The sequence below is a fragment of the Burkholderia sp. FERM BP-3421 genome (genome assembly GCF_028657905.1).
Taxonomy (GTDB): domain Bacteria; phylum Pseudomonadota; class Gammaproteobacteria; order Burkholderiales; family Burkholderiaceae; genus Burkholderia.
In genome coordinates this window covers 591248-608559 of sequence record NZ_CP117781.1, presented here as the reverse complement: position 1 = coordinate 608559, position 17312 = coordinate 591248, and the positions used below count along the sequence as shown (strand labels likewise).

The window sequence follows — 17312 nt, the reverse complement described above, 5'->3', positions numbered from 1 at the left end:
GGCGGCGCGGCCAGCCAGGTGTACGCGTTCACCCAGCCAGCCTTCGGGCTTAATCCACTGGGAGACCATCCGTGCATCCACATTTGTTGGCGCGGCGGCCGCTATGCGCCGCGCTATACGGCGTATTCAGCGTCTATGCCGCCGCCGCGCAGGCGGCGGGCGCCGTTGCCGATCCGTCCGTCACTGCCCAAGCCGCTACGCAGGCGATCCAGGTCGCGGCCGTCAAGCCGGGCGAATCATTCGATCCGATCGCCGTCACCGCGACGCGCACCGCGACGGCCGTCAGCCGCACCGCGGCGAGCGTGTCGGTGATCACCGCCGAGGATCTCGAAGAGCAGCAGGCCACCAACATCAAGGACGCGCTGCGCTATGAGCCGGGCGTCACCGTGCGGCGCACCACCTACCGTCCGGCGAGCGCCGCGCTCGCCGGCGGCCGCGACGGCGATTCGAGCATCAACATCCGGGGCCTCGAAGGCAATCGCGTGCTGCTGATGCAGGACGGCATCCGCCTGCCGAATTCGTTCGCGTTCGGCCCGCTCGAAGCCGGCCGCGGCGACTACGCGGACCTCGACACGCTCAAGCGCATCGAGATCCTGCGCGGGCCCGCATCGGCGCTGTACGGCAGCGACGGCCTCACGGGCGCGGTCAACTTCATCACCAAGGATCCACAGGACCTGCTGTCGGTCTACAACAAGAAAACCTACTTCTCGTTCCGGCCCAGCTACGACTCGACCGACCGCAGCGTCGGCGCGACCGTGTCGGCGGCGGCCGGCAACGATCTCGTGCAAGGCATGATCATCGCCGACGGCCGGCGCGGCCACGAGGTCGACACGCGCGGCGACAACAACTCGGCGTCCACCGCGCGCACCACCGCCAACCCGCAGGACACCTATACGGAATCGGTGCTCGGCAAGCTGGTCGTCACGCCCACCCGCCACGACACGATCAAGTTCACGGCCGAAGCCGTGCGGCGCCGGGTCGACACCAACGTGCTGTCCGCGATCAACCCGCCGACCACGCTCGGCCTGACCGCGAACGATCGCCTGGAGCGCAATCGCTTCAGCGTCGACTACGATTTCCACAACGCGGATGCGCGCTGGTTCCAGACCGCGCACGTGCAGTTCTACTACCAGGACGCGAAGCAGGAACAGTATTCGTTCGAGACGCGCGGCGGCCGCCTGCAATCGCGCTCGCGCGACAACGACTATTCGGAGCACACCTTCGGCGGCTCGGCGTTCGCGGAAAGCGGCTTCTCGACGGGCCCGTTCGCGCACAAGCTGCTGTACGGCGTGGACGGCAGCATCGCCCGCATCAAGAGCCTGCGCAACGGCACCGTGCCGGGCGTCGGCGAATCGTTCCCGAACAAGGCCTTCCCGGACACCGACTACACGCTGCTCGGCGCGTTCCTGCAGGACCGGATCAGCTTCGGCAAGCTGTCGGTCACGCCGGGCCTGCGCTACGACGCGTACCGCCTGAGCCCGGTCACGGGCGATCCGCTGTTCACCGGGCAGGCGGTGAAATCGAGCGACCATGAGCTGTCGCCGCGCGTCGCGGTGCTGTACGAGGTATCGCCCATGCTGATCCCGTATGCGCAGTACGCGCACGGCTTCCGCACGCCGACCCCGGACCAGGTCAACAACAGCTTCTCGAACCCGGTCTACGGCTATACCTCGATCGGCAATCCGAACCTGAAGCCCGAGACCAGCGACACCTTCGAGGCGGGCTTCCGCGGCACGCTCGGCACCGGCTACGGGCCGCTGCGCTACAGCGCGGCCGCGTTCACCGGCAACTACCGGAACTTCATCTCGCAGCGGACCATCAGCGGCAGCGGCCGTCCGAACGATCCGCTGGTGTTCCAGTACGTGAACTTCGCGAAGGCGCGCATCCACGGCTTCGAGGGCCGCGCCGAATGGGTGATGCCGAACGGCATCACGCTCAAGACCGCGCTCGCGTTCACCAAGGGCTCGACCCAGGACAACGGCGCGGCGGGCGAGCCGCTCAACACGATCAACCCGTTCTCGGCGGTGTTCGGCGTGCGCTACGAGCCGACCGAGCGCTGGTTCGTGCAGACCGACCTGCTGTTCCAGGCCGCGAAGAAGCAGCAGGACATCGCGTCCGATGCATGCGGCGCCGGCAAGACCTGTTATTCGCCGCCGTCGTCGTTCGTCGTCGACGTGCGCGGCGGCTATCGCTTCAACAAGCACGTGAGCGCCTATCTCGGCATCCACAACCTGTTCGACCGCAAGTACTGGAACTGGTCGGACGTGCGCGGCATCGCGTCCGATTCGAAGGTGCTCGACGCCTATACGTCGCCCGGCCGCAGCGTCTCGGTCAGCATGAAGGTGGATTTCTGATGCGGCCCGCCCACGCTTTCTTTTCATCCGGCAATCGAAGGAGCCCGACATGATGAATACCGTTCAATCCGCCACGCCGTCCGCCGTCAAGCTCGCGCCCCGCGAGCTGCGCGATGCGTTCGTGCACCTGAAGGAAACCCAGAAGCTGCGCAACCGCGAAGCCGCGCACGTGCTCGGCGTCAGCGAAGGCGAGGCGCTCGCGGCCTTCGTCGGCGAGCATGTGGTGCGGCTCGAACCGCGCTTCGTCGAGCTGTTCGAGGAAGTGCCGCGGCTGGGCAGCGTGATGGCGCTGACCCGCAACGAGGCGGCCGTGCACGAGAAGGACGGCGCCTATGCGCAGATGAGCCACGACGGCCCGGTGGGCCTCGCGCTCGGCACCATCGACCTGCGCATCTTCTATCGCAACTGGGCGTCCGGCTTCGCGGTGCGCGAGCAGACCGCGCACGGCACGATGAAGAGCCTGCAGTTCTTCGATGCGCAGGGCCAGGCGGTTCACAAGGTCTATCTGCGCGAGCACAGCGACCATGCGGCCTACGACGCGTTCGTCGAGCGCTGGAAGATGGCGGCCCAGACGCCGCACCTCGCGGTCGAGCCCGCCGCGCCCGCCGCCGTCGAGCGGCCGGACGCCGAGATCGACGCCGACGGCTTCCGCGCGGCCTGGGACGCGATGACCGACACGCATCAGTTCTTCGGACTCACGCGCAAGTTCGGCGTCACCCGCACCCAGGCGCTGCGGCTCGCCGAGCCGCGCTACGCACTGCCCGTCGCGACCGATGCGCTGCGCCGCGTGCTCGACGGCGCGGCCGCGCGCGCGCTGCCGATCATGGTGTTCGTCGGCAACCACGGCATGATCCAGATCCACAGCGGCCCGGTCGTCAACGTCCGCGAGATGGGCCCGTGGCTCAACGTGCTCGATCCGGGCTTCAACCTGCACCTGCGCGCCGATCTGATCGCGTCCGCGTGGGTGGTGCGCAAGCCGACGAGCGACGGCATCGTCACCTCGCTCGAACTGTTCGACGCGGCCGGCGAGAACATCGCGATGCTGTTCGGCGAGCGCAAGCCGGGCCGCCCGGAACTCGACGGCTGGCGCGCGCTCGTCGAGACGCTGCCGGCCTCGGAGGCCGCACGATGAGCGCCGCGCGCTTCGATGCGCGCCGCCGCGCGTGGCTCGCGCGCGGCGGCGCCTGCGCGCTCGCGCTGACGCTGCCGGCCGCCGCCGCGCGGGCGCAGGCGGGCGCGCAGCCGAAGCGGGTGATCGTGCTCGGCGGCGCGCTCGCGGAAACCGTCTATGCGCTCGACGGCGCACAGACGCCGCGCTACGCGCTGGTCGGTGCGGACACCACCTGCACCTACCCCGACGCCGCGCGCAAGCTGCCGAAGGTCGGCTACCAGCGCGCGCTGTCGGCGGAGGGGCTGCTGTCGCTGCGCCCGGATCTCGTGCTCGCGTCCGCCGAGGCCGGACCGCCCGCCGCGCTCGCGCAGGTGAAAGGCGCGGGCGTCGCGATCGCGACCTTCGGCGAAGGACACGACGTGCAGTCCGTGCGCGACAAGATCACCGGCATCGCGCAAGCGCTCGACGTCCAGCCGCGCGGCCAGGCGCTGCTCGCGCGTTTCGACGCCGATTGGCAGGCCGCGCGCGATGCGATCGCGGCCAAGCCGCTGAGCGCGGCCGGCGCGCCGCCGCGCGTGCTGTTCGTGCTCAATCACACCGGCAACCAGGCGCTCGCCGCCGGCCAGCAGACCGCCGCCGACGCGATGATCCGCTACGCGGGCGCGCGCAACGCGATGCAGGGCTTCGCGCACTACAAGCCGCTGACCGCCGAGGCGCTGGTCGCCGCCGCACCCGACGTCGTGCTGATCTCCGACGAAGGTCTCGCCGCGGCGGGCGGCCGGGCCGCGCTGCTCGCCGCACCGGGCTTCGGCACGACGCCGGCCGGCCGCGCGCAGCGGCTCGTGTCGCTCGACGCGCTGTTCCTGCTCGGCTTCGGGCCGCGCCTGCCGCAGGCCGTCGCCACGCTGCACCAGCGGCTGCGCGACGCGCTCGCGTGACCGATAGCTCCGAACCTGCCACGATGAATTCCATCGCCCCGCCCTCTTCGCTCAACCGTGCGCCCGTCAGACTGCCGCCCGGCGGTTCGCCGCCCGGTGGTTCGCCGCCCGGTGGTTCGCCGCCCGGTGGTTCGCCACCCGGTGGTTCGCCGCCCGGTGGTTCGCCACCCGGTGGTTTGTCGTCCGGCGCTTCATTGCCCGGCGGTTTGCCGCCCGGCGGTTTGCCGCCCGACGCATCGAGCAGCATCGCCACGCGCCGCCGTCGCGTCGCGTTCGTCGCACTGCTTGCGCTCGCAGGCGCGCTCGGCTGCGCGATCCTGGCCGCGTTCTGCATCGGCGCGTATCGCCTCACGCCCGCCCAGGTGCTGGCCGCGCTCGCCGCCTCCGGCGACACGCTCGCGCACGATCCCGCCGTCGCGCAGGCGCGCGCGGTGCTGCTCGACATCCGCGCGCCGCGCGTGGCGCTCGCGCTCCTCGTCGGCGCGGGCTTCGGCACGGCCGGCGCGGCGATGCAGGCGCTGTTCCGCAATCCGCTCGCGGACCCCGGCCTGATCGGCGTGAGCAGCGGCGCGGCCCTCGGCGCGAGCGCCTTGATCGTGCTCGGCCCCGCGCTCATCGCCGGCCCGATCGGCTTCGGCTATCTACCGCTCGCGGCCTTTGCAGGCGCGCTCGCGGTCGCGGCGCTCGTGTACCGGCTCGCCGCGTCGCGCGGCCGGCTCGCGCTGCCACTGCTGCTGCTCGCCGGCATCGCGATCAACGCGCTCGTCGGCGCCGCGATCGGCCTGCTCACCTATGTCGCCAACGATGCGCAGCTGCGCTCGCTCACGTTCTGGAGCCTCGGCAGCGTCGGCGGCGCGCAGTGGCCGATGATCGCGGCGGTCGCGCCGTTCGCGCTGGCCGGCTGCGCGCTGCTCGCGCGCGAGCGGCATGCGCTCAACGCGCTGCAGCTCGGCGAAACCGAGGCGCTTCATCTCGGCGTGCCCGTGCAGCGCGTCAAACGCCGCGTGCTGGTCGCCACGGCGCTGTGCGTCGGCGCGCTGGTGTCGTGCACGGGCGTGATCGGCTTCATCGGGCTCGTCGCGCCGCATTGCGTGCGGCTCGCGTGCGGCCCCGACCAGCGCATCGTGATGCCCGGCGCGGCGCTGCTCGGCGCGCTGCTCACGATCGTCGCCGACCTCGCCGCGCGCACCCTCGCCGCCCCCGCCGAGATCCCGCTCGGCATCCTCACCGCGCTGCTCGGCGCGCCGTTCTTCCTCGCGCTGCTGTGGCGCGGGCGCGGCGCGCTGGGCGGCTGACCACGCGATGCGCACCGTGTCTTCCTGTCCATCATCATGCTGATCGCCGAACACCTTCACGTCGCGCGCGGCAACGCCACCATCCTCCGCGACCTGTCGCTCCGTCTCGAACCGGGCCGCGTCACCGCGCTGCTCGGCCGCAACGGCGCGGGCAAGAGCACCTTGCTGAAAGTCCTGGCCGGCGAACTGCGCAGCCACCGCGACGTGCGCGTCGACGGCGAGATCTCGCTGAACGGCATCCCGCTCGAACGAATCGACACGCGACGGCTCGCCCAGCTGCGCGCGGTGCTGCCGCAAGCCTCGCAGCCCGCGTTCCCGTTCAGCGCCGACGAGATCGTGTTGCTCGGCCGCTATCCGCATACCGCGCACGGCGGCGCGCTGACGCGCGACGATCACGCGATCGCCGCGCAGGCGCTCGCGCTCGCGGAAGCGACGCCGCTCGCGGGCCGCGACGTCACCACGCTGTCGGGCGGCGAACTCGCGCGCGTGCAGTTCGCGCGCGTGCTCGCGCAGCTGTGGCCGGCCGCCACGCCGCTGACCGCGCGCGTGCCGCGCTACCTGCTGCTCGACGAACCGACCGCCGCGCTCGACCTCGCGCATCAGCACCTGCTGCTCGACACCGTGCGCCGCTTCGCGCGCGAATGGGGCATCGGCGTGCTGACGATCGTCCACGATCCGAATCTGGCCGCGCGTCATGCCGACCACATCGCGCTGCTCGCGGACGGCGCGATCTTCGCGGCCGGCGCGCCGCACGACATCATGACGCCCGGCCTGTTCGAGCGCTGCTACGGCTTCGCGGTCAGGATGCTCGACGCGGGCGGCGATGCGCCGCCCGTCATGGTGCCGGCCTGAATATCGCGGGCACCTCGAATCGTTTCCTTCATCCAGGAGTCGCCATGTCCACCCCGCCGTCACCCGTCGCCGCGCTGCGGCCGTTCGTTCCCGCGCTGGATTTCCCGCGCAGCCGGCAGTTCTATCTCGATCTCGGCTTCACGCTCGAGCACGACTCGCGGGATCTCGCCGTGCTCGCGCTCGGCGCGCAGGCGATCCTGTTGCAGAACTTCTACGTGGAAGCCTGGGCCGACAATTGCGTGTTGCAGCTGGTGGTCGACGATCTCGACGCGTGGTGGAAGCACATCGAGGCGCTCGATCCCGTCACGCGCCACGGCACGCCGGCGCCCGTTCCGCCGAAGCGCCAGCCATGGGGCATGACGGTCGCCTTCCTGTTCGACCCGTCGGGCGTGCTGTGGCACGTCGTGCAACGCAAGCCGGCCGACGACGCACGCGCGTGACGATGCCGCGCCGCCGAGCGGCTATTCGGCGTCCACCGGGCCGAAGGTGCGCATCTTCCAACCGAAGCGCACCGCGCACATGCGCGCGGCGAACCCGGCGACCAACGCCACCACGGTCGCAATGTTCTCGTCGAGCCCGACGTACTGGAATACGACGTACAGCGCGCCGGTGAAGAACGCGACGCTCGCGTACAACTCCTCGCGCAGGATCAGCGGCATCTCGTTGCACAACAGGTCGCGCAGCATCCCGCCGCAGACGCCCGTGATCGCGCCCGCCAGCACGATCACGATCGGATTGGCGTTCACCGTCGCCGCGACGTCGCAGCCGATGATCGAGAACGCGGCGAGCCCGAGCGCGTCCACCGTGATGAACAATGTCCTGAGGCGCGTCAGGTGGGTGGCCGTCCACGACGCGAAGGTCGCCGCGCCCAGCGTGATCAACAGGTAGGTCGGGTGAGCGACCCAGGTCAGCGGATAGTGGCCGAGCAGCACGTCGCGCACCGTGCCTCCGCCCAGCGCGGTGACCGCGCCCACCAGCGCGAGACCAAAACGATCCATGCCGCGGCGCATGCCCATCAGCGCGCCCGACATGGCCTCCGCGACGATCGCGATCAGGTACAGCGTATGCATTTTCGTTCAACCTCTTGCGGAAATCCGGTTCAATCGTCGGTGCGGAACAGTTCCAGCACCCGTGCGCGCTCGGCCGCGTCGACGGGCGGCAGCGCCCGTTCCGCCGGCTGCGCAGCCGATGCGGGCGACAGCCCGGCGTCGGCGCTCGCGCCGGCGCGCGCCGCGCCGCATGCGAATGCATTGCGGATGTAGGGCGGCGGCGCATCCGCGCACTTGCCGGTCGTGTACTCCGCATACACGTAGTCGCCGTCGACCAGCGCGAGATCGCCCGGCATCGTGCGCTCGACGCTCGCGCGGCCGTCGACCGCCACCTTCATGTAGGCGAGCCACAGCGGCAGCGCGAGCGTCGCGCCCGTGACGCGACCGAGGCTGCGCGGCGCGTCATAGCCGAGCCAGGCGACCGTGACGACGCCCGACGAGTAGCCCGCGAACCACACGTCCTTCGAGCCGTTCGACGTGCCGGTCTTGCCGGCGATGTCGGGACGGCGCAGCGGCAAGGTGCCGCGCGCGGTGCCGAAACGCGCGACGTCGCGCAGCATGCTGTCCATCACGAACGCATTGCGTTCGGAGATCACCCGCGTCGCGACCGGCGGCGGCGCGCTGAACAGCGTGTCGCCGTTGCGCAGCCGGACCGTCTCGACCAGGCGCGTATCCATGCGCAGGCCGCCGTTCGCGAATGCGCCGTACGCGCTCGCGAGTTGCAGCGGCGTGACCGCGCCCGCGCCGAGCGCCAGCGGCAGCGAGGCCGGGTTGCGCGGCCCCTCGAAGCCGAAGCCGACGGCGTGATGCTGCACGAACGCCGGATCGGCCGCCTGCATCAGGCTCACGGCCACCAGGTTCTTCGAGCGCACGAGCCCGCGCCGCATCGGGATGAAGCCTTCGTAGTTGTTCGCGTAGTTGCGCGGCCGCCAGCGGTTCGCGCCGGTCTCCTCCTTCGACAGCGTGCGCTGCGTGTCGTCGATGAGGGTGCCCGGAAACAGGCCTTTCTCGAGCGCGGCCGAATACACGAACGGCTTGAAGCTCGACCCCGGCTGCCGGTAGGCCTGCAACGCGTGATCGAACGGATTGCGCTGGAAATCCGCGCCGCCCGCGAGCGCGAGGATATCGCCCGTGTCCGCGTCGAGCGACACCAGCGCGCCTTCCAGCGCATCGCCGTCGCGCGCCGCGGTATTCGGTCGGGCGCGCCGCAGCCGCGCATCGAGCACCGCGTGGCGCAGCGCGGCTTCCGCCGCGAGCTGATCGCGCATCGTCACGGTCGTCACGACGTCGAGGCCCAGCGTGTAGGCCTCGTCGTGATAGCGCTCGACCATCATGCGGCGCGCCCGTTCGGCGACGTACGGCGCCGCGACGATCCCCGGCGGCGGCGTGTTCGCGAGCCCGAGCGGAGCGTCGAGCGCCTGCCGATAGGCGGTCTCGTCGAGATAGTCCTGCTCGCGCATGCGGCGCAGCACGTACTGGCGACGCTCGATCGCGCGCGTAGGGTTGACGGTCGGGTTGAACGCGGACGGCGCCTTCGGCAGCCCGGCCAGCACGGCGGCCTCAGCATCGGTGAGCGCGTCGAGCGGCTTGCCGAAGTAGATCGATGCCGCGGCGGCGAAGCCATACGCGCGCTCGCCGAGGTAGATCTGGTTCATGTACAGCTCGAGCAGCTTGTCCTTGCCGTAGGCCTGTTCGAGCTTGTAGGCCATCAGGATCTCCGCGAGCTTGCGGCTGATCAGCTTGTCGCGCGTCAGGTAGAAGTTGCGCGCGACCTGCATCGAGATCGTGCTGGCGCCCTGCGCCGAATGACCGGCGACGAGGTTGGTCAGCGTCGCGCGCAGCAGGCCGTTGAAGTCCACCGGCCCGTGTTCGTAGAAACGCGCGTCCTCGGCCGCGAGCAGCGCGTGGCGCACGCGCTGCGGGATCTGCGCGAGCGGCGTGAATTCGCGCCGCTCGATGCCGTACTCGGCCAGCAGCACGCCGTCGCGCGAATAGATGCGCAGCGGCATCGCGGGACGGTAGCTCGCGAGATGATCGACGGCCGGCAATTGGCGCCAGATGCGATCGACGGTCCACGCGCCGATCCCGGCGCCCGCGATCGTGAGCCCCAGCAGCGCGCCCGCGAGGGTCCGCCAGGGACGGCGACGTGGGCGGGGAAGATCAGGCGTGGGCGGGGGCGAGGCGGGTGACGTCATGGCTGATTTCCTTCAGTGTTGCCAAGGATCCGGCCTGCGCGTCGGGTGCGCTGCGTGCGCCGGATCCGCGAAGCGCTGCGTATTGTCGGGGTTCGCGTCTTGAACCGGTACAATCTTTAGCTGAATTTGCAGATGCTTATTTTTATTTAGGAAGCGCATGGATATCGATCCCAGGCAAGCGGCGGCCTTCGTCGCGGTCGTCGAGACGGGCAGCTTCGAGCAGGCCGCCGCGCGGCTTCACGTGACAGCGTCGGCGATCACGCAGCGCGTGCGCGCGCTGGAAGCGGATCTCGGCACGCCGCTCGTGCTGCGCACCCGGCCGTGCCGCGCGACCGCGACCGGGCAGCGTGTGCTCCAGCATCTGCGGCGCGTGTCGATGTTGCAGGCCGATTTGCAGGCCGAGTTGGACGCGGCGCGGCAGTCTCCAGTGTCGGTGGTGGTCGCGCTCAATTCGGACAGTCTCGGCACGTGGTTTTTACCGGCGCTGTCGTCGATCCTGTCGGGCGAGCGGCTGCTGTTCGAGCTGATCATGGAGGATCAGGACCACACCTTCGGATTGCTCGAGAACGGCATGGCGATCGGCTGCGTGACCACGGTGCAGAAGCCGATGCGCGGTTGCGCCGCGACGCCGCTCGGGACGATGCGCTATCGGTTGATCGCCGCGCAGGCTTTCGCGGCGCAGTGGTTTCCGCGTGGCCTGACGCGCGCGAGCGCGCGGCAGGCTCCGGTCGTCGCGTACTCGCGGCGCGATACGCTGCAATCGTCGTTTCTGCTGGAGAATTTCGGGCTGCCCAAGGGGGCTTATCCGTGTCACTACGTGCCCGGCACGCATACGCATTTCGCGGCCGTGCAGCACGGGCTCGGCTATGCGATGGTTCCGGAGCTTCTGCTCGGCAAGATGCCGCTCGCCGAGCAAGGGCTCGTCGATCTTGCGCCCGCGTATCCGACCGACAGCGCGTTGTACTGGCACGCGTGGAAGGTGCAGTCGCCGAGCATGCAGTCGCTGTCGGCGCGGGTGGTCGAGGCGGGACGGGGATTGCTGAGGCCGGTGGGAACGTGAAGCGACGGCGGAAGGCGGGTTGTCGGGTGGGAGGACTGCGGCGTGCGACGGCGCCTCGCCATAAGTGCCGTGGTCGATTCGGTGAATTTCTGAATGGTCGGGTTGATTGTTGAGCGATTGTGATTCGAAGTAAATTTCACTTTTACGATGCCATTTTGTATCTTATTCTGGCATTGCCTGGAATCAGCTTGCGTGATGTTGGACGGATTATTCCATCTTAATCTTTTGAGGTGATTAAATGTCTGCTCGCAGCGTCGCGGTTACCTTCTTCAATCTCACCTCGCATGATTTAATCCTCGACACATCTTCGGTCCAGCTCCAGCACGGAGAATGGAAGAAATATCCACCTTCAATCATCCCGTCGCTTCAATACGGGGAATGGGAGAGCGACTCGGACGGCATTTACACCGGCACACAAGGCAGCCTCCAATATCAATTCCAATACAATGGAATTCAGAACATTCCAATTTCATGGGATGATCCGTACTACGGAGGAAATTCATATGGAATTTCATGTAGCTCGTCCGATTTTAAAACGCGATACGCCGGAGGGGATGGAGACAATGCCGTGGTGCAATTTTTCATCGATCAAAAGGGATCGGACTAGTTGACCGGTGGCCAGGACGCGTCCGCGCGAAGCGTGCCTTTCGGGCACGAGCGGCGGCTGGCGGCCAGCAATGGACATGATCGGCGGTATGCCCCGGCTCGTGCCCAAGCTGTCGGCCTCATGAATCGTTCCACGAGCAGGACATTGGCTGCAACAGGAGGCACCGGATTTCGTCAACGCGGCGTTGATCGAGTTTCTCCGTAATCTTTGATGTACACCGGCGAGCCGACAGTTCAACTGCTTTGAGCGGTCATTCCGCCCATAGAACGGTATGCCGGAGAAAGAGCGGAAATGAGCACTCACGAAAGTGCCCAGCGTAGTTTTTGGCGTGGCGCTCTGACCGATACCCCGTCAGACAAGACGAAGTACCGATGCATCATGGGAGTGGCTGTAGCAGGTGCTGCGGTGGGTTGCGTGCTCGTGTGACCGGGAACAGCAGCTTTGGCAGCCGGCGTTTGCCAGCGCCCTGATGCTGGAACGCGAAGTTCGCCGTCCGGCCAGTTTCCGGCGGTCACGCAGAAGCAGTCGATCGACGCCGCAACCTCTATCGCCGACAATTTGTGGACTTGAGTGACGGGGCGACGTTCGGTAAATCCGATGCGGTCACAGTCGCGTTGAAAGATTAGTTGACGATCCTCCGGCGGCGCCCACGTATGATCGCCAGTGAGGAAGGCGCTGGCTGGAGCAGATCCATGACAATTGAATTGACGAAAGAAGTTCGGGCCAAGGCGATTGCCTCCATTCAGAGATATTTCGAGAAGAACATGGAGGAGCCGATCGGCAATATTGCCGCTGGCGCGCTCCTTGGTTTTTTCTTGGAGGAAATCGGCCCCGACATCTACAACAAGGCTGTGGCGGACGCGCAGAAGCGCCTCCTGCAAAACTTCTTGGATTTTGAGCAACACGTCTCGGATCTTGGGGAAGACATCAGGGATCTTGAATTTGAAGTGCACGAAGAGGGGTTTCGGTACTGGGAAAAGTACGAGCCCAAAGCAAAACCGCGCAAGTAGCAGTGACGGGAAGGCATGCTTCCATGTTTTGCGACTGTCTGTAACGGGTCGGTAGCGGCGTTCCCGAAATCCGTCAGCGTAGGTCATAGCGTAGCTTCTGGATTCAAGCCTTATCAGCTAAGGGGCAGGTGCTGCTGCATCATGGGAGTGACGCTTGCAAGTACATGGTGACCGGGCGCTCACGCGCGGCATGAAAACCGCTTTGACATCCTGAATTTGACCGCGCTTGAACGTGCCTGCGCGAAGTTCGCCCTACGGCCGAGTGCCCGCGACGACGAACGGCGGCTATCGGCACGAACAGACGGCCGCGCCGCGTTGTCCGCAATCCGCTCCACGATCAACGAGCGACGTTCGTCTCGCTTGCCCATCCCCTTCCAGGCTTGTTTCCAGCATTCGAAAAACGCACGCGCCGACTTCGAAAATATCGCGACCGCGCTCCGCGCCCTACCGCGTAGGGCCCGGCTATGCTGGCGTCCTGTTCATATCGACACGTTCGTACGGAGACAGGCATGTTCGATCTTTCAGGAAAGGCGGCCGTCGTCACGGGCGGGGCGAGTGGTATCGGACTCGGCATCGCGCAGGGCATGGTCGCGGCCGGCGCGCGTGTCGCACTCGTTGGGCGCGATCCCGAGAAAGGTCGCGCCGCCCTGGCTTCATTGCCGGGCGGCAGCGCAAGCGGTCAGTTCATCCAGGCGGACATCACAAAGTACGACGACTGCATCGAGGCAATGGCGCAAGCCGAGCGCCATTTCGGGAGCCTCAATATCCTCGTGAACAATGCCGGCATGAACATCCGCAAACAGGCGCACGAGCTGACGGTCGAGGACTGGCATCGCATCATCGATACGAACCTGAGCGGTGCGCACTACTGCGCCCAGGCCATCCACGGCGCGTTCGTCCGCGCGGGCGGCGGCAAGATCGTCAACATCGGTTCGATGCTCTCGTTGTTTGGCACGGCCTATGGTTCGGCCTACGCGGCCAGCAAGGGCGGAATCGTGCAACTCGGCAAGGCATGGGCCGTCGAATGGGCGCCCGACAACATCCAGGTGAACACCTTGCTGCCGGGCTGGATTGAAACCGAACTGATTGCCGAAGCCAAGCGGCTTTTTCCCAACCTGGAAGAAAACGTGCTGAGCCGCACGCCGCAACGTCGCTGGGGCAAGCCGCAGGACCTCGCCGGCATCGCGGTGGCGCTGTGCTCCAGCGAAAGCGACTTCATCACCGGTGCGGTCATCCCGGTGGACGGCGGCTATTCGGTACAAGGTTAGCGGCTTCTCCATCGCGCTTGCTGTCAAACGCCGGGTCACATGCCGGATAAGACGCGCCTCATCAGGCGTCGTCGCCCGGTATAGGACCGCGGACCGTACCGACGGGGAGTCAAAGCCAGGTGAAAATGACTCGACCCGGCCGCGAGCACAGCAACGCGCAGCGTGACGTCTCCCCCCAGATGGTCATCGGGCCCCCTTCCGCGCCCCCTAAGCCCTCGCCCGCACCATCCAGCACGCCGCCCGGAAGTGCACGTCCTCGCACCGCACGTAAGACTCGTACGCGCACCGCGCCGCCGCGCCGATCCGCGCCCGCAGCGACGCATCCGCATGCTGCAACGCCTGTCCGACCGGACCGAATCCGATCAGGTAATCATGCAGTTCCCGTTCCGGCAACGTGCAATCGAGATCGACCGGCACGATCTCGATCTCCCGCCAGCCGCTCTCCGCCAGAATCGCAACCACCCGCTCCCGATCGGCGAACCCGAACTGTCCCGGTGCGCCCGGCACGCGCGCGGGCATATCCGGCAGCCACGGCCGGGCCGTGCGCTCGGCCAGCGTCATGAACGGATTGTCCTCGGGGCCGCGCCAGGCGGCGAAAATCAGCCGCGCATCGGCCGTCGCCGCGCGCCGCAGGTTCGCGAACGCCGCCACCGGATCGTCGAAGAACATCACGCCGAAGCGCGACAGGATCGTGTCGAAACCCGCAGGCTCGAAATCGTGACGCTGCACGTCGGCGCACACGAACGCGACATCCGCCCCCGCTTCCCGCGCCCGCTCGCGCGCGGCCGCGAGCATCGGTGCGGATACGTCGACCCCCACGCACCGCGCGTCCCCACCGAGCCGCCTCGCCACGGCAAGCGTCGTCGCCCCGGTACCGCAACCGACGTCGAGCACGCGACGCGCCTCCTGCTCGCCCACCGCATCGGCCAGCAAGACCTCGAACGGCCGGAACATCTGATCGGTCACCGCCTGCGCATCGACCCACACCCGCCCCGAATGGCCATTCCACAGCGCATGCTGCCCGGCAGCCCCTGATTGCCTGTCGCCCATCTCGATCCCCTCGTTGCACGCGCTCGACGCGCGAAAGCTACACTGTGCCAATTCAAGTCGGCTTGAGGTCAAGCGCGTGAGCACCCTGGATATCACCGAAGTCGCGCAACGCGCGGGCGTGCCGGCATCGACGCTGCGGTTCTACGAGGAAAAGGGCTTGATCGTGTCGATCGGCCGGCGCGGGCTGCGTCGGCTGTTCGGCGCCGACGTGCTCGACCGGCTCGCGCTGATCGCGCTCGGCCGCGCCGCGGGCTTCTCGCTCGACGAGATCGCGCCGATGCTCGCGGCGAACGACGGCCCGCATATCGACCGCCGGCAACTGCTCGCGAAAGCCGACGAACTGGACCGGACGATCCGCCGGCTCAGCGCGATGCGCGACGGCTTGCGGCAGGCGGCCGCATGTCCCGCGCCGAGCCACATGGAATGCGCGACCTTCAAGCGCATTCTTCGTCTCGCCGGCGCAAACGGCGAACGACGCCGGAAAACCGCTACCGCACGGCGGCGCATACCCGCTCGAACGCAGCGCCAGGCGTAACGCGCATTTACGGCCGCGCGTTCGGATCCCGAGTCAGGATGAAAACAACGCCCACCACAGCATGAAGCCCCTGGATCTGACACGTTTCGATCTCAATCTTCTGGTCGTACTGGAAGCACTTTGGGCCGAAAAGCACGTCGGCCGCGCCGCGGAACGATTGCATCTGTCCCAGTCCGCCACCAGCCACGCGCTGTCGCGCCTGCGTACGGCGTTCGACGACCAGCTCTTCATTCGCAACCCGCGCGGGATCGAGCCGACGCCGCTGGCCGTCGAGTTGATGCCGCGCGTATCAGCGGTGCTCGAATCGGTCAGGCTCGTCGCCAGCCCGCGCGGCCCGTTCGATCCCGGTCGTTTGGAAACAGCGCTCTCGATAGCGGCCACCGACCACGCCATCCTGACCATCCTCACCCCTGCCCTCGCCCACATCCAGGCCGCTGCGCCGGGCGTCGTCCTGAAACTCAGGCCGGCCGATACCGAATCCGCGCTACGCATGCTGGACGCCGGCGATCTCGACATCGTGCTCGGGTCCGGTTCGTTCGCCCAGATCCCACAGCGCTTCGATTGCGAGCTTGCCCATAAGGAGCGCTTCGTCGGCATCGCGCGCAAGGGTCATCCGGCGCTGGTCAAGCGGGGCAAGAAGCTGCACATGGCGCTGGATGACTTCACCCGGCTGCCCCACATCCTCGTCTCGCCGCGCGGCGACGCGCGGGGAGCCGTCGACGACGCCCTGGAAGCGCTCGGCCGCGCTCGCCAGGTGAGCGCCACCTGCCCCAGCTTCCTGGCGGTTCCGTTCATGGTCGGCGCGTCGGAATCGATTGCCGTGATCGCCGAACGCGTCGCGCTGCGCATGCAGGACACCGCGCAACTGAGCCTGTTCGAGCTGCCCTTGGCCTTGCCCACCTGGGACGTGTTCGTGATTCGCGCCAAAGGGCGCGCCAACGAACCCGCCGTCCAGTGGATCACGAACATGATGATCGCCGGCTAGGCATCGGCGGGCGCGCGGCGGCCGACGGAGCGGCCCGGGGATCATGAATCCCGTGCATCGACAAGGTGTGCAAATGCCATTGGATCGGATAGGCCGGACCGCCTAGAGTGCGCTTGTCCTTCATTCGATCCGCCAGGAACACCCCATGAAAACCAGCCCCACCTTGGTCATGATCCCTTGCTTCGCGGGCGCGCCGTGGAAGCTCGACCAGTTGACCAGCTTGCAGGATCGCCCCCTGCGTACGCTTCGCTTGCCGGACGATGTGAACGACCTGGAAACCCTGGCCGACTTCATCACCGACCAGGTGACGGATCTCGACAGCTATGTGCTGGTGGGCGATTCATATGGCGCGGTCGCCTCGATCGCGGCGGCGACGCGCCGGCCGAAGGGCTTGAAGGGCCTCGTGCTCTCCGGCGGCTTCGCCAGGAGCCCGATCACTTCGCCCTTGCTCAAGACGCTGGCGGCGCTGGCGCCATTCTTCCCCGGGCCCTTCTATCGACAGCTCACCTTGAGGTTCCACGCGGCGCAATTGGCGTCGTCGTTCGACCAGGAGGGGGAGATCCCCTGGAGCACCGAAAAGAGTCGCGCCTTCTTCATCGGGGAAACGCCGCACAAGGCCTACATCAACCGCATGCACTCGATCGAGAACACGGACTACACGGCCCTGCTGAAGGCGATCGACGTCCCCACGCTGGTCCTGACACCCGAGGAGGACAAGCTGATCGGCAGGGAGGCCGCGGGGACGCTCCTCAAGGAGATCAGGAATGCGCAGGAAGTCATCATGCCGCGCACCGGTCACATGTTCCGGTTCTCGCACCCCCGCGCCTACTCGCTGGAGATCAGGAAATTTCTGGAGCGGGCGTCGCTGTGAGCCCGCCCGCGTGAATCGAGATGCAGTCGGGCAGCCGCCGAGCCCCTCGACACACGCGCGCCGGCAAGCCCCGCGAATCCTTCAACCACAGCGCGGCGGCGATCAGCCGGCCATCCGCCGCGCCGGCCTCCG

The 17312-nt window shown here is 67.7% G+C and carries 16 protein-coding genes; 13 read left to right on the top strand and 3 right to left on the bottom strand.

The features are described from left to right. Nucleotides 1–86 precede the first annotated feature (86 nt). From Bsp3421_RS05820 to Bsp3421_RS05795, 6 genes are all read left to right on the top strand, one after another. Complete coding sequence (locus Bsp3421_RS05820; RefSeq protein WP_273998296.1) at nucleotides 87–2354, top strand: TonB-dependent hemoglobin/transferrin/lactoferrin family receptor; 2268 nt, start codon at nucleotides 87–89, stop codon at nucleotides 2352–2354. Between the two features lie 49 nt (nucleotides 2355–2403). Beyond that, a complete protein-coding gene (locus tag Bsp3421_RS05815) occupies nucleotides 2404–3486 on the top strand; it encodes a hemin-degrading factor (protein WP_273997380.1) in 1083 nt (360 codons plus the stop codon). Next, entirely contained in the window at nucleotides 3483–4403 is a 921-nt protein-coding gene (locus Bsp3421_RS05810; protein WP_273997379.1) for a heme/hemin ABC transporter substrate-binding protein, read from the top strand. The genes Bsp3421_RS05815 and Bsp3421_RS05810 overlap by 4 nt, the downstream gene beginning before the upstream one ends. 194 nt (nucleotides 4404–4597) lie before the next feature. Next, on the top strand, nucleotides 4598–5698 hold the full coding sequence (locus tag Bsp3421_RS05805) for a FecCD family ABC transporter permease (RefSeq protein ID WP_273997378.1): 1101 nt from the start codon (nucleotides 4598–4600) through the stop codon (nucleotides 5696–5698). Nucleotides 5699–5722: 24 nt separating this feature from the next. Further along, a complete protein-coding gene (locus tag Bsp3421_RS05800; protein WP_443111493.1) occupies nucleotides 5723–6550 on the top strand; it encodes a heme ABC transporter ATP-binding protein in 828 nt (275 codons plus the stop codon). A 44-nt stretch (nucleotides 6551–6594) separates the two neighbouring features. After that, complete coding sequence (locus tag Bsp3421_RS05795; protein ID WP_273997375.1) at nucleotides 6595–6990, top strand: VOC family protein; 396 nt, start codon at nucleotides 6595–6597, stop codon at nucleotides 6988–6990. 21 nt (nucleotides 6991–7011) lie between these two features. Here the strand turns inward: Bsp3421_RS05795 and Bsp3421_RS05790 are convergent, their stop codons facing one another. Together Bsp3421_RS05790 and Bsp3421_RS05785 are read right to left on the bottom strand one after the other, a co-directional pair. Beyond that, nucleotides 7012–7620: a trimeric intracellular cation channel family protein gene (locus Bsp3421_RS05790; RefSeq protein WP_273997374.1), complete on the bottom strand. Its 609-nt coding sequence runs from the start codon at nucleotides 7618–7620 to the stop codon at nucleotides 7012–7014. A gap of 29 nt (nucleotides 7621–7649) precedes the next feature. After that, nucleotides 7650–9794: a penicillin-binding protein 1A gene (locus tag Bsp3421_RS05785; protein WP_273997373.1), complete on the bottom strand. Its 2145-nt coding sequence runs from the start codon at nucleotides 9792–9794 to the stop codon at nucleotides 7650–7652. Nucleotides 9795–9951: 157 nt separating this feature from the next. On the opposite strand from Bsp3421_RS05785, the gene Bsp3421_RS05780 reads away from it, so the two are divergent. The 4 genes from Bsp3421_RS05780 to Bsp3421_RS05765 all read left to right on the top strand — a co-directional run bounded on the left by Bsp3421_RS05780 (nucleotide 9952) and on the right by Bsp3421_RS05765 (nucleotide 13739). Further along, nucleotides 9952–10854: an HTH-type transcriptional regulator ArgP gene (locus Bsp3421_RS05780; RefSeq protein WP_273997372.1), complete on the top strand. Its 903-nt coding sequence runs from the start codon at nucleotides 9952–9954 to the stop codon at nucleotides 10852–10854. A 238-nt stretch (nucleotides 10855–11092) separates the two neighbouring features. After that, nucleotides 11093–11461, top strand: a complete 369-nt coding sequence (locus tag Bsp3421_RS05775; protein ID WP_273997371.1) for a Crystal protein ET79 — start codon at nucleotides 11093–11095, stop codon at nucleotides 11459–11461. Between the two features lie 692 nt (nucleotides 11462–12153). Then, complete coding sequence (locus Bsp3421_RS05770; protein ID WP_273997370.1) at nucleotides 12154–12471, top strand: DUF2164 domain-containing protein; 318 nt, start codon at nucleotides 12154–12156, stop codon at nucleotides 12469–12471. Between the two features lie 509 nt (nucleotides 12472–12980). Further along, nucleotides 12981–13739, top strand: a complete 759-nt coding sequence (locus Bsp3421_RS05765; protein ID WP_273997368.1) for an SDR family NAD(P)-dependent oxidoreductase — start codon at nucleotides 12981–12983, stop codon at nucleotides 13737–13739. Between the two features lie 207 nt (nucleotides 13740–13946). On the opposite strand, the gene Bsp3421_RS05760 is transcribed toward Bsp3421_RS05765, so the two are convergent. Then, the gene (locus Bsp3421_RS05760; protein ID WP_273997366.1) at nucleotides 13947–14789 is read right to left on the bottom strand and encodes a class I SAM-dependent methyltransferase; all 843 of its coding nucleotides are present in this window, start codon (nucleotides 14787–14789) and stop codon (nucleotides 13947–13949) included. A 76-nt stretch (nucleotides 14790–14865) separates the two neighbouring features. Here Bsp3421_RS05760 and Bsp3421_RS05755 point away from each other — a divergent pair, with 76 nt between their 5' ends. From Bsp3421_RS05755 to Bsp3421_RS05745, 3 genes are all read left to right on the top strand, one after another. Continuing rightward, nucleotides 14866–15324: a helix-turn-helix domain-containing protein gene (locus Bsp3421_RS05755; RefSeq protein ID WP_273998295.1), complete on the top strand. Its 459-nt coding sequence runs from the start codon at nucleotides 14866–14868 to the stop codon at nucleotides 15322–15324. Between the two features lie 61 nt (nucleotides 15325–15385). Further along, a complete protein-coding gene (locus Bsp3421_RS05750; protein ID WP_273997364.1) occupies nucleotides 15386–16309 on the top strand; it encodes a LysR family transcriptional regulator in 924 nt (307 codons plus the stop codon). 145 nt (nucleotides 16310–16454) lie between these two features. Continuing rightward, nucleotides 16455–17180, top strand: a complete 726-nt coding sequence (locus Bsp3421_RS05745) for an alpha/beta fold hydrolase (RefSeq protein ID WP_273997363.1) — start codon at nucleotides 16455–16457, stop codon at nucleotides 17178–17180. The last annotated feature ends 132 nt before the right edge of the window (nucleotides 17181–17312 follow it).